We start from the raw sequence: 13,109 nt of genomic DNA, 5'->3' as shown, positions 1-13,109 counted from the left end.
GTGGTGCAGGTGTTTCCAACAGACTTATCCACAGGCTGGAACGACTGATTGACCGCGCGGCAAGGTTCAATTTGCCTCCGGCGCATGCATATTCAGGATCATGAGCGACGCCCCTCCTCCTCCATCCGCTGACACCCCCCTCATCGGCGCGGACCTGATCGCGGATTACGTCACCCGGCTGCCCCACGCGCCGGGCGTCTACCGCATGTTCGGCGAGGATGGCGAGGTGCTCTATGTGGGCAAGGCGCGCAACCTCAAGAAGCGCGTCACCAGCTACACCCGCCTCATGGGCCACACCAACCGCATCGCGCGGATGATCGCCGCCACCCGCGCCATGGAATTCGTGGTGACGGAAAGCGAGACGGCGGCCCTGCTGCTCGAAGCCAACCTCATCAAGCAGCTGCGCCCGCGCTACAATGTGCAGCTGCGCGACGACAAGTCCTTCCCCTATATCCTCATCGCCCGCGACCACGAGGTGCCGCAGATCCTCAAGCATCGCGGCGCGCGCAGCCGCAAGGGCGACTATTTCGGCCCCTTCGCCTCGGCCGGCGCGGTCAACCGCACGCTGAACGCCCTGCAGAAGGCCTTCCTGCTGCGCTCGTGCTCCGACACGGTCTATGACGCCCGCACCCGCCCCTGCCTGCTGTTCCAGATCAAGCGCTGCTCCGCCCCCTGCACCGGCGAAATCAGTCATGATGATTACGCAAGCCTTGTGGCGGAAGCCGACGCCTTCCTCACCGGCAAGAGCCGCAAGATCCGTGAACGGATGGCCGCCCAGATGGAAACAGCCGCAGGCGAGCTGGATTTCGAGAAGGCCGCCATCTACCGCGACCGCCTGCGCGCCCTGAGCCACATCCAGCAGCGCCAGGGCATCAACCCGCAGACCGTCGAAGAGGCGGATGTCTTCGCCATCCACGCCGAAGGCGGCCAGGCCTGTGTGCAGGTCTTCTTCTTCCGCGCCGGGCAGAACTGGGGCAACCGCGCCTACTTCCCCAAGCACGACAAGGACATGGAACCGGCCGAAATCCTCGATGGCTTCCTCGCCCAGTTCTACGAGGAACGCCCGGCCCCGCGCCTCGTGCTGCTCAATCAGGACATCGAAAATGGCGACCTGCTGGCCGAAGCGCTGACCGTCAAGCGCGGCCGCAAGGTGGCCGTCGGCCGTCCGCACCGGGGCGAAAAGCGCGAGCTGGTGCAGTACGCCTTCGACAATGCCCGCGAGGCCCTAGCCCGCCGCATGGCTGAAAGCTCGACCCAGACGAAACTGCTGGCGGGCCTCGCCGAGGCTTTCGGCATGGACACGGCGCCCGAGCGCATCGAGGTCTATGACAACAGTCACATCTCCGGCACCAATGCTGTCGGCGGCATGATCGTCGCGGGGCCTGAAGGCTTCCGCAAGAACCAGTACCGCAAGTTCAACATCAAGAACCCGGACACCGAGCCCGGCGATGACTACGCCATGATGCGCGAGGTACTGACCCGCCGCTTCGCCCGCCTGGTGAAGGAGCAGGAAGCCCTTGATACCGCTGAGGATGAGGCCCGCGCTGATCTGCCCGTCCCCGACTGGCCAGACCTCGTGCTGATCGACGGCGGCGCCGGGCAGCTTTCCGTCGTCCAGGAGGTGTTCAACGAACTGGGCATCGACCGGGTAACGCTGGTGGGCATCGCCAAGGGCCCTGAGCGTGACGCGGGCCGTGAGCGCTTCTTCATGACCGGCCGCCAGCCCTTCATGATGGAGCCGAAAAGCCCCGTGCTCTATTATCTCCAGCGCCTGCGCGATGAAGCCCACCGCTTTGCCATCGGCAGCCACCGCACCCGGCGCAAGAAGGCCATGGGCAAGTCGCTGCTGGACGGGATCGCCTCCATCGGCCCCAAGCGCAAGCGCGCATTGCTTAACCATTTCGGCTCTGCCCGCGCCGTCGCCGCGGCAGGCCTCGCCGACCTTGAAGCCGTGGAAGGCATTTCAACCGCTGTCGCCCGCAGCATCTACGATCACTTCCACGAGGGCGCGAAATAGGGCCTGAAGGCACCCACGGCATTGCGAGACCACGTCATCAAGATTTGTTGTCCCGCCCCTCCCCGCCCTGTCCGGCCTCGTATATGATCCCGCCATGTCGAGTGAGCCCCGCGTATCGTCCGCCGCCGCCACCTCCGTGGCCTGGACCCTGCCCAACATCCTCACCTATGCGCGTATCGCACTGGTGCCCGTCCTTGTGCTGACATTCTTCATCGAGGGGAATATCGGTCGCTGGATCGCCGTGGGCATCTTCGTTGCCGCCAGCATCACCGACTATGTGGACGGCTACATCGCCCGCGCGCTGAAGCAGCAATCAAGCCTCGGCACCATGCTGGACCCGATCGCCGACAAGCTGCTGGTGGCAGCCGCCCTGCTGCTGCTCGCCGCCGACGAAACCATTGCCGGCATCAGCCTGTTTGCAGCGGTCATCATCCTGTCCCGCGAAATCCTCGTCTCCGGCCTGCGCGAATATCTCGCGTCCCTGCAGGTCAGCGTGCCGGTCACCCAGCTCGCCAAGTGGAAGACCGCGATCCAGATGCTGGCCGTCACCTTCCTGCTCTGCGGGCCGGAAGGCCGTGAGCTTTATCCTTTCACCAGCGAACTCGGCATCACGCTGCTGTGGGTCGCCGCCCTGCTGACGCTCTACACAGGCTATGACTATTTCCGCGCCGGCATGCACCACGTCATCGCCGCCGATGACCGCAATGCGTCGCGCGACGGGGACGACGCATGAGCGCGCCCGTCACCATTCTCTACTTCGCCCGCCTGCGTGAAGCCGTCGGCACACCGGAAGAGCAGCTGAGCCTGCCGGACGGCATCGCGACCGTCGGCGCACTGGTGGCACATCTGGCGGACACGGATGAAGACAAGCGCTTCGCCTTCGACGGGATGGATCTCAAATTCGCGGTCAACCAGGAGCAGGCGGACGCGGATACACCCATCCGCCCCGGAGACGAGATTGCCCTGTTCCCGCCGGTGACGGGCGGCTGACCCCATGCCCGTGCGCATCCAGCCAGAACCGTTTGATGCCGGTGCCGAATTGATGGCGCTGACGTCAGGCCGTGCCGATATCGGCGCCAGCGTGACATTCGTCGGCCAGGTGCGGGATCTGTCGGGCGGCGAGAAGCTCCACACCATGACGCTGGAGCACTACCCCGCCATGGCGCAGGCCGAGCTTGAGCGCATCGAGGCGGAAGCCCGCACGCGTTTTGACGTGCAGGACATCGAGATCATCCACCGCTTTGGTGATCTCACCCCCGGCGACCCCATCGTGCTGGTGATCGCCACCTCCGCCTCACGGCAGCCGGCCTTCGACGCGGCCAATTTCGTCATGGACTTCCTCAAGACCAACGCCCCCTTCTGGAAGAAGGAGCATGGCGAGGACAGCGGCCACTGGGTGGAGGCCCGGAAAAGCGACGACGCCGCCACTGAAAAGTGGCAGCGCCGCTAGCTCGTCCAAAACTGGATGCCTGCTGATTATTCAGCGGCGGCAGACGTTCCCGCCCGGTTCACCAGCGCCGTGTAGTCATCCATTAGCTGCTTGGTGATCTCGCCCGGCGTGAAGCGGTATTCGCCGATCTCCGACACCGGCGTCACTTCCGCCGCCGTACCGGTGATGAAGCACTGGTTGAACTCAGCCATCTCCTCCGGCTTGATGTGCCGCTCGATCACCTCCACGCCCCGCGCCTTGGCAAGGTCAATCACCGTGCGGCGTGTGATCCCGTCGAGGAAGCAGTCCGGCGTCGGCGTGTGCAGCTTGCCGTCCTTCTCGAAGAAGACATTGGCGCCGGTCGCCTCGGCCACATAGCCGCGATAGTCCAGCATCATGGCGTCCGCATAGCCCTTGCCTTCAGCTGCATGCTTGGAAATCGTGCAGATCATGTAGAGGCCCGCTGCCTTGCTCTTGCACGGCGCGGTCTCCGGTGCGGGACGGCGATACTGCGCCATATCGAGGCGGATGCCCTTCAGGCGCTCTTCCGGGTCGAAATAGGACGGCCACTCCCACACGGCGACGGCAAGGTTGATCTTCGTTGCCTGCGCCGACACGCCCATCATCTCGCTGCCGCGCCACGCCACCGGGCGCACATAGGCGTCCTTGAAGCCCTGCGCCGCAACCGTCTCCTTGCAGGCCGCGTCGATCTCATCCGCCGTATACGGAATGTCGAAGCCGAGGATCTTCGCCGAGGCGATCAGCCGGTCGGTGTGCTCGCGCAGCTTGAAGATCTCGCCCGAATAGACGCGCTCGCCTTCGAACACGCAGCTCGCATAATGCAGGGCATGGCTGAGGATGTGGATGTTGGCATCGCGCCAGGGGCGCAGGCTGCCGTTCATCCAGATAAACCCATCACGGTCGTCAAACGGTATGGAGGCCATGGCGAGCCACTCCCTTGTTCAGTCTTGTTGCCTCGGTGCGCCGTTAAGGCCCGTCACACGGGGGTGCCGCAATCCCTGCCGTCTCGCGGGCCCGGCAGGCCGGGGCGGACGTAACAGAGTGCGGGCAATTGTGAGAGCGGCCAGCGCGCAATATCCTGAAGACCAGCGTATCGTGACCGCTTGGACGTCATTTGCCACCCGATTCCACCCGAATTCAGGCGGTTTTGGCCCCGTCGCGACTGATCCTGTCTTCTCAACGCGCTAACAGGTAACAATCTAACCAATATAAGTCAACATGGCTGACATAAATTCTTTCACCGCCCCGCCCGCCGAGTCGCCGTCCGCCCCCTGCCCGGACGAGGAGACCGAAGCGCGCGTGATCGAGGCCATGGAACTGCTGTTCTTCGCCTACAGGGATTTCGTCGGTGACCCGGACGCCATCCTCGAACGCCAGGGCTTCGGCCGCGCCCATCACCGGGTGCTGCACTTTGTCGGCCGCAATCCCGGCATCACCGTGCAGAACCTGCTGGCGATCCTCGGCATCACCAAGCAAAGCCTCGCCCGCGTGCTGCGCCAGCTTGTAGAGGACGGCCAGGTGGAACAGCGCACCGGCGCCCAGGACCGGCGCGAACGGCACCTGCACCTGACCCAGAAGGGCATCGACCTGTGGGATCAGCTCCGCGCCCCCCAGCGCGCCCGCCTGCTGCGCGCCTTCGAGGCAGCCGGTCCCGACGCCGAAGAGGCCTGGCGCAAGGTGATGGAGGCGATGCTGGACCGGGCCAGCCGCAACGAGCTTCATCCGGGGGCGGATCATTTACCTGCCCAGGAGAAGGATGCGGGCCAGTGAGTGACCCCGCCGATGATATGCCCGCAGCCGGAAGCCCGCCCGCACAGCGCTCCGCGGGCCGCACCGCCCCCCTGCCCGATGACGCCCCGCACCTGCTGATCGTCGATGACGACCGCCGCATCCGCGAGCTGCTGCGCAAATATCTCAGCGACAACGGCTTCCGCGTCACAGCGGCCGAACACGCCGCCCAGGCGCGCGAACGCATGGAGGGCCTTGCCTTCGACCTCATCGTGCTCGACGTGATGATGCCCGGCGAAAGCGGCATCACCTTCGCCAAGTCCCTGCGCACCACCTCAGATGTCCCCATCCTCATGCTCACCGCGCGCACCGAGGCGGACGACCGCATCGAGGGGCTGGAGGCCGGCGTCGATGATTACCTGCCCAAGCCGTTCGAGCCGCGCGAATTGCTGCTGCGCATCCAGACCATCCTCCGCCGCACCCAGAGCCGCCCGCAGGCGGCCCGCTCGGTGGAGTTCGGAGAGCTTGAATTCGACGTGGAACGCGGCGCGCTTGCCCGCAACGGCCAGCCGGTGCGCCTCACCACCCGCGAGATCGAACTGATGAAGCTGTTCTGCCGTGCCGTCGGCCGGGCCCTGCCGCGCGAGGAGCTGACCGGCGGCGATGACACCATCTCCGACCGCGCCGTGGACGTGCAGATCAACCGCCTCCGCCGCAAGATCGAGCCGGACCCGAGGGAGCCGCGCTACCTGCGCACCATCCGCGGCGCCGGCTACATGTTTGTCCCCGACTGATCCAACCCCATCTACAGTGGAGGTGCGCCGAAAAAACCGCCGCAGGCGCACCGCAGGCCCCGTTAGGAACGCTTCTCCATGGCTGACACCACGATCCACCGCACGCCCGCCCGCCGGTTCCTCGCCGCGATTGATCCGTCGATCCTGATCAAGGACTGGACGCCGCGCGGCCTGTTCGGGCGATCGCTGATCATCGTCGTCGCCCCCATGCTGCTGCTGCAGATCGTCGCCACCTCGGTCTTCCTCGACCGCCACTGGGAGAAGGTGACCCGCGGCCTTGCCTATATGGCCGCCAACGACATGGCGCTGATCATGCGCCTGTATGACGACATCTCCGACGACGCGGACTATGCCGACTTCGTGGACCGCATCGGCTCCACCATCGAAGTGCAGATCGCCATCTGGCCGGGCGAGAGCCTGCCCCCCAAGGTCGAGCCCGGCTGGTTCCCCTTCCTGCACGACACGCTGGAAACGGAAATGCAGAGCCGCTTCGACCGCCCGGTCTGGGTGGATACCGTGACCTACGAAAAATATGTCGATGTCCGCGTGCAGGTGCCGGAAGGCGTCGTCCGCGCCCTGTTCCTGCGCAGCCGCGTCTCCGCCACCAACAGCCACATCTTCCTGTCCTGGATGGCCGGCACCTCGCTGATCCTGCTGGTGGTGGCGATCCTGTTCCTGCGCGGGCAGGTGCGCCCCATCCAGCGGCTGGCCCAGGCGGCGGAAGCCTTCGGCCTCGGCCGCGACATGCCCAACTTCAAGCCCTCAGGCGCCACCGAAGTGCGCCGCGCCGCCCAGGCCCTGATAGTCATGCGCGACCGGCTGGCCCGCCAGATCCAGCAGCGCACTGCCATGCTGGCCGGGGTCAGCCATGACCTGAAGACCCCGCTGACCCGCTTCAAGCTGCAGCTCGCCATGATGGGCGACGACCCGGACATCAAGGAACTGCAGGACGACGTGGTGGAGATGCAGCGCCTGCTCGATGAATATCTCGACTTTGCCCGCGGCCAGGGCGGCGAGACGGCGCGCGAGGTGGAGCTTGAGGATTTCCTCGAGGACGTCCGCGTCAACGCCGCGCGCAAGGGCACCGACATCGAACTGGTGATCGACGGCCCCATGCCCATCCGCGCCCGGCCTCACGCCCTCAAGCGCTGCATCACCAACCTGGTTGAAAATGCCGCCGGCCACGCGGACCATGTGCGCCTGGCCGCCTTGCGGCGCGGTGCCATGGTGGAAATCACCGTCGATGATGACGGCCCCGGCATTCCCGCCGACCAGATGGAAGACGCCTTCCGCCCCTTCCACCGCCTCGATGAATCCCGCAACCAGAACCGCTCCGGCTCCGGCCTCGGCCTCGCCATCGCCCGCGACGTCGCCCGCGGCCATGGCGGCGACATCCTGCTCCTCGAAAGCCCCCTCGGCGGCCTCCGCGCCCTGGTGCAGATCCCGGTCTGAGGCCCCGGCAGATCCTTGAAACACGCCGCAAGTCAGATGGACCCTCCGGTCAAGCCGGAGGGAAAGCGGAGATAAGAAGCAAACATAAAGTCCCCCTCTCCCCTCGCGGGAGAGGGAGGGGCCCGCCGCGCAAGCGGTGGGAGGGTGAGGGGGTGGACTTCACGCCTCGCACTAAGCCCCCGCATCATCGCAACCACTGCCCCCCTCACCCGGTGCTGCGCACCGACCTCTCCCGCAAGGGGAGAGGTGACCGGCTTTGGCACCGCGCACGCCTTCCAAGCTCAGGCATGGTGAGAGAGACCCTCCGGTCAAGCCGGAGGGATGACGGCAAAGTTTGAAACAACCCCGTTGTCCCTCCGGCTTGACCGGAGGGCCAATGGGAGCTGCGGCATGCCTTAACGGCGGCAGCCCGGCCTACTCGTCCGACTCGGCGGCGGCCTGCCGTGAGGTGCCGAGATTGGCCAGGGCGCCCAGGGCCGAGCGCATCAGGCCGGAGGCGGTTTCAACGGAGCCTGCGGCCTGCTCCATCAGCGATTCCGCGCGCCGCAGGCGGCGGTCGAGATCGGCCATGGTCTTGGCCATGTCCTCGCTGTCTTCCTGCAGCCAGACGCGCAGATTGGCGGCATAGATCAGCCCCACGGCCCGCACCCGCAGTGCCCCGCGCACGCCGGATGTATCGAGGTCCGCGGCTTCCAGCATCCACTTCACGCTTTCAAGCGCTGGCGACAGCGCCGCCAGCAGCGCACCCGGATCACTGGGCAGGTCGCCGAGGATCGCTCGCAGCGCCGGGCGGTGCGGCCACAGCGCGTCGTAGCGGCTCATCAGCACGTCAAACAGCCGGTCGCGGGCCGGCTCGTCGCCGGTCTCGCCCTCCATCTCGTTCAGCACCTGAACGTCGATATGCTGCGAGAAGGCCCGCAGGATCGCGGTCTTGTTGGGGGTGATCTCCAGCGCATCCGCCAGCGGCACCTTGGCCTTGGCAGCAATCTCCGCCATGGACAGGTCACGCCAGCCCCGGCTCTGCGCCAGCGTCAGCGCCGCCTTCACCAGATGCGCCTTCTGCTTCACCTTGCCGGGTTTCTTGCGCGGCTTGCGCGCCTTGCTGTCGATGTCATCGCTCATGGGAGGAAAGATAGGCGACAGGCAGCCCCTCTGCCACCCATGGCGGCAGACAACCCGGGCCCGGATCCTCTTATGCTTAAAGCTCGCGCGCCCGGTCCCGCGCCGCCGTGAGGGCCTCAGCCATCAGGGGGGCAAGGCCTCCCTCCGCCATCAGCACCTCAAGCGCTGCCGCCGTGGTGCCGCCGGGCGATGTCACGTTCTGCCGCAGGGTGGCGGGTGTCTCGCTGGCCTGGTGCATTAATTCGCCCGCCCCGCTCACCGTCGCCCGCGCCAGGGACGCGGCAAGCTCCGCCGGCAGGCCGAGTTTCTCGCCCGCCGCCGCCATGCATTCGGTAAGCCAGAAGACATAAGCCGGCCCGCTGCCGGACACAGCCGTCACCGCATCCATCAGCTCTTCGTCATCAAGCCACACGACCTCACCCACGGCCTGCAGCAGCGACGTGGTAAGCGCCACCTGTGCAGGCGACACGCCCGGCCCGGCGAAGCCCGCCGTGATGCCCCGCCCCACTGCCGACGGGGTGTTGGGCATGGACCGCACGATGGGCGCCGCCCCCAGCGCCCCGGAGAGATCACCCACGGTCTTGCCCGCGAGAATGGAAACGACAAGCGGTGAAGAAGCCATCACCGGTGCGAGCGTGTGCGCCGCCTCCGCCAGCATCTGCGGCTTCACCGCCAGCACCAGCACGGCGGCATCGCGCACACCATCCGCATCCGGACGAACGGAAAATCCCTTCTTGGCTGCAAGTGCCTGAAGCTCATCAGACGGCTTGGGGTCGATGACCGTGATCAGGGATGCATCGGCTCCCGCCTCGAGCCAGCCGCGCAGCATGGCGCCGCCCATCTTGCCCGCGCCCGCCAGAACAAGTGTGCCGGGCAAGGCCAGCGGTGAGGACGGCGCGGTAGATGATGTCATGGATGTCAGGCGGAACCTTGGGTTTCAAACATGCAGGCCGCCATTGCATCCTCCGCCGACTGGCCGGCCCACAGCACAAACTGGAATGCCGGGTAGTAGCGCTCACACGCTTCCACCGCCAGCGATAAAAGCACCTCGCACTGCTCCACCATGTCCTGGCCGCTGCCCAGCAGCAGCCCGTGACGGAACAGGACAAAGCCCTCCTCCTTCCAGATGTCGAAATGCCCCAGCCAAAGCTGCTCATTGATCTTCGCCAGCAGCGCGTGGATGTCGGGCACCTTGCCCGCATTGATCTTGAGATCGAAGGCGCAGGCCAGATGCAGCCCGTGCAGGTCGTCGCGCCAGCTGAACGACAGGTCGTAATCGCACCACGACCCCTTCACCGCCACGGAAAGCTCGTCCTCCGCAGACCGGTCAAACGGCCAGTCCTGCTTGGTGGCGATCGTTTCCAGAACGTCGATGGGGTTTTCAAGGAGATGGGCGGTATCAGCAACGGTCAACGACATGGGGTAGCCTTCCCGGTTGTCGGGGGCCCGATGCCCGCTGGCTGGGTGTCCGCCGGTCTGCCCGGAAACGCTCCGGACGGGCTGGCGGCATGTGTCTCAGCAAACCGGCATCACCCCCCGGTGACACTGTTTGCATGTCGTCCGCTCCAGCGCTGGACGCTCCCCCAGATATTGCGCGAAGAGGCAACATCTTGTGGCCGGAGCAGCGCGACACACTATCGCACCGTGCCCGTGTAACTGAGTCGGTGCAAGCGCTCTTTCATGAATCTTGGAAGACAAGGCCGACGCCAGAAAACTGCCCCGGATAGTGGGCGCGTCAGGCGCCAGCCTCGAGCTTTGCCACGCGGGCTTCCAGCGCCTCAAGACGCTCCTTCAGCTCTTCGGCTTCCGTGCGCGCGGCCACCGCCAGCTCGCGCATGGCCTCGAAATCCTCCCGCGGCACCAGGTCGAGATCCGCCACCAGCCGCTCCGCCTGCGACCGGATCACGGTCTCCACCTCGCTGCGCATACCCTGTGCCGCACCGGCGGCACTGGTCATCAGCTTGGCGACGTCATCAAGGAAACGGTTTTCGTACTGGGTCATCGGCTCAACTCCTGTGGGCGCCCGCACTATCGCGCGCCCGCCCCGCCTCGTGCAAGCGCGGCAGATCGGCACAATACACGCGGCCCAAAATCCCCTCTCCCCCTTTCGGCGGCTTGTCCGCCGGAAGCGGACAAAGTGCGGGAGAGGGAGGGGCCCGCCGCGCGAGGGGTGGGAGGGTGAGGGGGTGGAACTCACGCCCTGCACAAGAGTTCGGCGCTGCCCCCCTCACCCGGTGCTGCGCACCGACCTCTCCCGCAAGGGGAGAGGTGACTGGCACTTGCGCCATGCAATCCACTATGGCTCAGGCAGGGGGTGAGAGACCCTCCGGTCGAGCCGGAGGGATGGCGGAAATGGTGTGACCCATCAGTCAAAAAACCGCTCTCCCTCCGGCTTGACCGGAGGGCCCATGGGAGGTGCAGGCGGTCTCAGGCCGGCGAAGGCATCCACGGACCCACATTTACGCCCGCAATCCCCCGGAGTTCCTTGACTTTGCGCCGCCCGCAAAGAACCCTCCGCCAGACATCCGCCCCCACCCCCGGACAGGCAAGCTGCCATGTATGAAATCACCTATCCGCAGTTCGATCCGGTGCTGGTCGAAATCGGCCCGCTGGTCATCCGCTGGTATGCGCTGGCCTATATCGCGGGCATCATCGGCGGCTGGCGGCTGGCCCTGCGCATGGTGCAGACGCCACGCCTGTGGGAGGGCTACCCCTACCCGGCAGCGGCGCAGAAGCGGAAACACGCCAAGCCCCAGGCGCCCATCCTGCCCGAGCACATCGACGATTTCCTCGTCTGGGCCACGCTGGGCATCATCCTCGGCGGCCGCATCGGCTTCGTGCTGTTCTACAACCTGCCCTACTACCTCTCGAACCCCATCGAGATCTTCTATGTGTGGCAGGGCGGCATGGCGTTTCATGGCGGGCTGGCGGGCATGGTCATCGCCATCGTGCTGTTCGCCCGCTCGCGCGGCATCAACATGTTCTCGCTGGGCGACCTCATCGCCACCGTTGCCCCGCTGGGCTATTTCTTCGGCCGCCTCGCCAACTTCATCAACGGCGAGCTCTGGGGCCGCGCGGCAGACGTGCCATGGGCGATGGTGTTCCCGCGCGACGAACTCGGCATCGCCCGCCACCCGAGCCAGCTCTACCAGGCCGCGATCGACGGGGCGCTTCTCTTCACCATCGTGCTTGTTGCCGTCTACCGCTTCCAGACCTTGCGGCGCCCCGGCCTCACCATCGGCATCTTCCTCACCGGCTATGGCTGCGCGCGCTTTTTTACGGAGAACTTCCGCGAGCCTGACCCGCAGCTCGGCTATCTCATTGGCAACTGGCTGACCATGGGCATGACCCTGTCCCTGCCGATGATCGTGGCCGGCATCTGGTTCATCTGGCGCGCCAATGCGGAACCGCCGCTGGGCACCCGCGCCGTCGACAAGGCCCCCGCGAAACAGGGCTGAATGACGTCCCCCCTCGCCGACATCATCCGTGCGGAAATCCGTGAAGCAGGCCCCATGCCGGTCAGCCGCTTCATGGCGCTGGCGCTCGGCCACCCGAAACACGGCTACTACATCACCCGCGACCCGCTGGGCACGGATTTCACCACCTCACCCGAAATCTCGCAGATGTTCGGTGAACTGATCGGTGCCTGGGCGGCGGATTGCTGGGCGAAGCTCGGCGCGCCCTCCCCCTTTGCCCTGGTGGAACTCGGACCGGGACGCGGGACGCTGATGGCCGATGCTCTGCGCGCCACGAAAGCCGTGCCCGGCTTTGCCGCAGCCGCGCAGATATGCCTCGTCGAGACCAGCCCCGTCCTGCGCCGCACGCAGCACGAGACCCTGCGCCCGATCCTCGAACAGGGCGGCTACCGTCAGCCGCGCTGGCTGGACAGCACCGCCACCCTGCCGGACATGCCGCTGATCGTCATCGCCAACGAATTCATCGACGCCCTGCCGATCCGCCAGTTCATCGCCACTGATGACGGCTGGCGCGAGCGCTGCGTGGTGGAGTTCCAGGGCAACCTAGTCTTCACTGCCGCGCCCGCACCGCTGCCGAACATCTCCATCCTGCCGGAGGCCGTCCACACAGCCCCGCCGGGGGCTATCGCCGAAATCTGCCCCGCCGGCACCGCCATCACCGCCGACATCGCCCGCCGCCTCAAGGCCCGTGGCGGGGCGGCGCTGTTTATCGATTACGGCTATACGCGCAGCCAGCCCGGCGACACGCTGCAGGCCATGCACGAGGGCGCCTATGCGCCGGTGCTGGAGGCGCCCGGCACGGCGGACATCACAGCCCATGTGGATTTCGAGGCGCTGGCGGCCTCCGCTGCACCTGCCGCCGCCATCCATGGCCCCGCCACCCAGGGCCAGTTCCTGCTGGCGCTCGGCATCGCCCAGCGCGCCGCCATGCTGGCACAGCACGCAACGCCCGATCAGGCCAAGGCCATTGAGGCAGCCCTCAGCCGCTTGACCCATGCCGATGCAATGGGAACTCTGTTCAAGGTCATGGCCGTCACCTCGCACGGCCTCACGCCCGCAGGATTGTGAGC

General features: G+C 66.3%; 14 protein-coding genes. 9 read left to right on the top strand and 5 right to left on the bottom strand.

The window, feature by feature from the left end; all coding sequences use genetic code 11:
* Positions 1-100 precede the first annotated feature (100 nt).
* From uvrC to HG718_RS02800, 4 genes are all read left to right on the top strand, one after another.
* Positions 101-2,017, top strand: coding sequence for an excinuclease ABC subunit UvrC (gene uvrC / locus HG718_RS02815; RefSeq protein WP_160589001.1), 1,917 nt, complete (start codon positions 101-103; stop codon positions 2,015-2,017).
* A gap of 94 nt (positions 2,018-2,111) precedes the next feature.
* Complete coding sequence (pgsA, locus tag HG718_RS02810) at positions 2,112-2,750, top strand: CDP-diacylglycerol--glycerol-3-phosphate 3-phosphatidyltransferase (RefSeq protein WP_160589002.1); 639 nt, start codon at positions 2,112-2,114, stop codon at positions 2,748-2,750.
* The gene (moaD, locus tag HG718_RS02805) at positions 2,747-3,007 is read left to right on the top strand and encodes a molybdopterin converting factor subunit 1 (RefSeq protein ID WP_160589003.1); all 261 of its coding nucleotides are present in this window, start codon (positions 2,747-2,749) and stop codon (positions 3,005-3,007) included. The genes pgsA and moaD overlap by 4 nt, the downstream gene beginning before the upstream one ends.
* Positions 3,008-3,011: 4 nt before the next feature.
* Positions 3,012-3,467, top strand: coding sequence for a molybdenum cofactor biosynthesis protein MoaE (locus tag HG718_RS02800; protein WP_160589004.1), 456 nt, complete (start codon positions 3,012-3,014; stop codon positions 3,465-3,467).
* Between the two features lie 26 nt (positions 3,468-3,493).
* On the opposite strand, the gene HG718_RS02795 is transcribed toward HG718_RS02800, so the two are convergent.
* Complete coding sequence (locus HG718_RS02795; protein ID WP_160589005.1) at positions 3,494-4,390, bottom strand: branched-chain amino acid aminotransferase; 897 nt, start codon at positions 4,388-4,390, stop codon at positions 3,494-3,496.
* Positions 4,391-4,685: 295 nt separating this feature from the next.
* Here HG718_RS02795 and HG718_RS02790 point away from each other — a divergent pair, with 295 nt between their 5' ends.
* The 3 genes from HG718_RS02790 to HG718_RS02780 all read left to right on the top strand — a co-directional run bounded on the left by HG718_RS02790 (position 4,686) and on the right by HG718_RS02780 (position 7,441).
* Positions 4,686-5,237 carry a MarR family winged helix-turn-helix transcriptional regulator gene (locus tag HG718_RS02790; protein WP_160589006.1) on the top strand — a complete coding sequence of 184 codons (552 nt, stop codon included), beginning with the start codon at positions 4,686-4,688 and terminating at the stop codon, positions 5,235-5,237.
* 17 nt (positions 5,238-5,254) lie between these two features.
* Complete coding sequence (locus HG718_RS02785; RefSeq protein ID WP_160589027.1) at positions 5,255-5,989, top strand: response regulator; 735 nt, start codon at positions 5,255-5,257, stop codon at positions 5,987-5,989.
* A 78-nt stretch (positions 5,990-6,067) separates the two neighbouring features.
* Positions 6,068-7,441: an ATP-binding protein gene (locus HG718_RS02780; RefSeq protein WP_160589007.1), complete on the top strand. Its 1,374-nt coding sequence runs from the start codon at positions 6,068-6,070 to the stop codon at positions 7,439-7,441.
* 414 nt (positions 7,442-7,855) lie between these two features.
* On the opposite strand, the gene HG718_RS02775 is transcribed toward HG718_RS02780, so the two are convergent.
* The 4 genes from HG718_RS02775 to HG718_RS02760 form a co-directional block, all read right to left on the bottom strand.
* Positions 7,856-8,563, bottom strand: a complete 708-nt coding sequence (locus tag HG718_RS02775) for a ubiquinone biosynthesis protein COQ9 (RefSeq protein ID WP_160589008.1) — start codon at positions 8,561-8,563, stop codon at positions 7,856-7,858.
* A 76-nt stretch (positions 8,564-8,639) separates the two neighbouring features.
* Complete coding sequence (gene proC / locus HG718_RS02770; protein ID WP_160589009.1) at positions 8,640-9,476, bottom strand: pyrroline-5-carboxylate reductase; 837 nt, start codon at positions 9,474-9,476, stop codon at positions 8,640-8,642.
* A gap of 5 nt (positions 9,477-9,481) precedes the next feature.
* Complete coding sequence (locus HG718_RS02765; RefSeq protein ID WP_160589010.1) at positions 9,482-9,982, bottom strand: type III secretion system chaperone family protein; 501 nt, start codon at positions 9,980-9,982, stop codon at positions 9,482-9,484.
* A 316-nt stretch (positions 9,983-10,298) separates the two neighbouring features.
* Positions 10,299-10,565 (bottom strand): accessory factor UbiK family protein, encoded by a 267-nt coding sequence (locus HG718_RS02760; protein ID WP_160589011.1) that lies wholly within the window; start codon positions 10,563-10,565, stop codon positions 10,299-10,301.
* Between the two features lie 553 nt (positions 10,566-11,118).
* Here HG718_RS02760 and lgt point away from each other — a divergent pair.
* Both lgt and HG718_RS02750 read left to right on the top strand, forming a co-directional pair.
* Complete coding sequence (lgt, locus tag HG718_RS02755; protein ID WP_160589012.1) at positions 11,119-12,021, top strand: prolipoprotein diacylglyceryl transferase; 903 nt, start codon at positions 11,119-11,121, stop codon at positions 12,019-12,021.
* Positions 12,022-13,107, top strand: coding sequence for a class I SAM-dependent methyltransferase (locus tag HG718_RS02750; protein WP_160589013.1), 1,086 nt, complete (start codon positions 12,022-12,024; stop codon positions 13,105-13,107).
* The last annotated feature ends 2 nt before the right edge of the window (positions 13,108-13,109 follow it).

Origin of the sequence: Pyruvatibacter mobilis (genome assembly GCF_012848855.1) — a bacterium.
GTDB classification, from domain to species: domain Bacteria; phylum Pseudomonadota; class Alphaproteobacteria; order CGMCC-115125; family CGMCC-115125; genus Pyruvatibacter; species Pyruvatibacter mobilis.
The sequence above is the reverse complement of the archived record's forward strand: the minus strand, read 5'-3'. Positions and strand labels throughout refer to the sequence as shown.

Coding starts and splice junctions, on each gene's coding strand:
- uvrC (WP_160589001.1), top strand. CDS start 101: ATGAGCGACGCCCCTCCTCCTCCATCCGCTGACACCCCCCTCATCGGC.
- pgsA (WP_160589002.1), top strand. CDS start 2,112: ATGTCGAGTGAGCCCCGCGTATCGTCCGCCGCCGCCACCTCCGTGGCC.
- moaD (WP_160589003.1), top strand. CDS start 2,747: ATGAGCGCGCCCGTCACCATTCTCTACTTCGCCCGCCTGCGTGAAGCC.
- HG718_RS02800 (WP_160589004.1), top strand. CDS start 3,012: ATGCCCGTGCGCATCCAGCCAGAACCGTTTGATGCCGGTGCCGAATTG.
- HG718_RS02795 (WP_160589005.1), bottom strand. CDS start 4,390: ATGGCCTCCATACCGTTTGACGACCGTGATGGGTTTATCTGGATGAAC.
- HG718_RS02790 (WP_160589006.1), top strand. CDS start 4,686: ATGGCTGACATAAATTCTTTCACCGCCCCGCCCGCCGAGTCGCCGTCC.
- HG718_RS02785 (WP_160589027.1), top strand. CDS start 5,255: ATGCCCGCAGCCGGAAGCCCGCCCGCACAGCGCTCCGCGGGCCGCACC.
- HG718_RS02780 (WP_160589007.1), top strand. CDS start 6,068: ATGGCTGACACCACGATCCACCGCACGCCCGCCCGCCGGTTCCTCGCC.
- HG718_RS02775 (WP_160589008.1), bottom strand. CDS start 8,563: ATGAGCGATGACATCGACAGCAAGGCGCGCAAGCCGCGCAAGAAACCC.
- proC (WP_160589009.1), bottom strand. CDS start 9,476: ATGACATCATCTACCGCGCCGTCCTCACCGCTGGCCTTGCCCGGCACA.
- HG718_RS02765 (WP_160589010.1), bottom strand. CDS start 9,982: ATGTCGTTGACCGTTGCTGATACCGCCCATCTCCTTGAAAACCCCATC.
- HG718_RS02760 (WP_160589011.1), bottom strand. CDS start 10,565: ATGACCCAGTACGAAAACCGTTTCCTTGATGACGTCGCCAAGCTGATG.
- lgt (WP_160589012.1), top strand. CDS start 11,119: ATGTATGAAATCACCTATCCGCAGTTCGATCCGGTGCTGGTCGAAATC.
- HG718_RS02750 (WP_160589013.1), top strand. CDS start 12,022: ATGACGTCCCCCCTCGCCGACATCATCCGTGCGGAAATCCGTGAAGCA.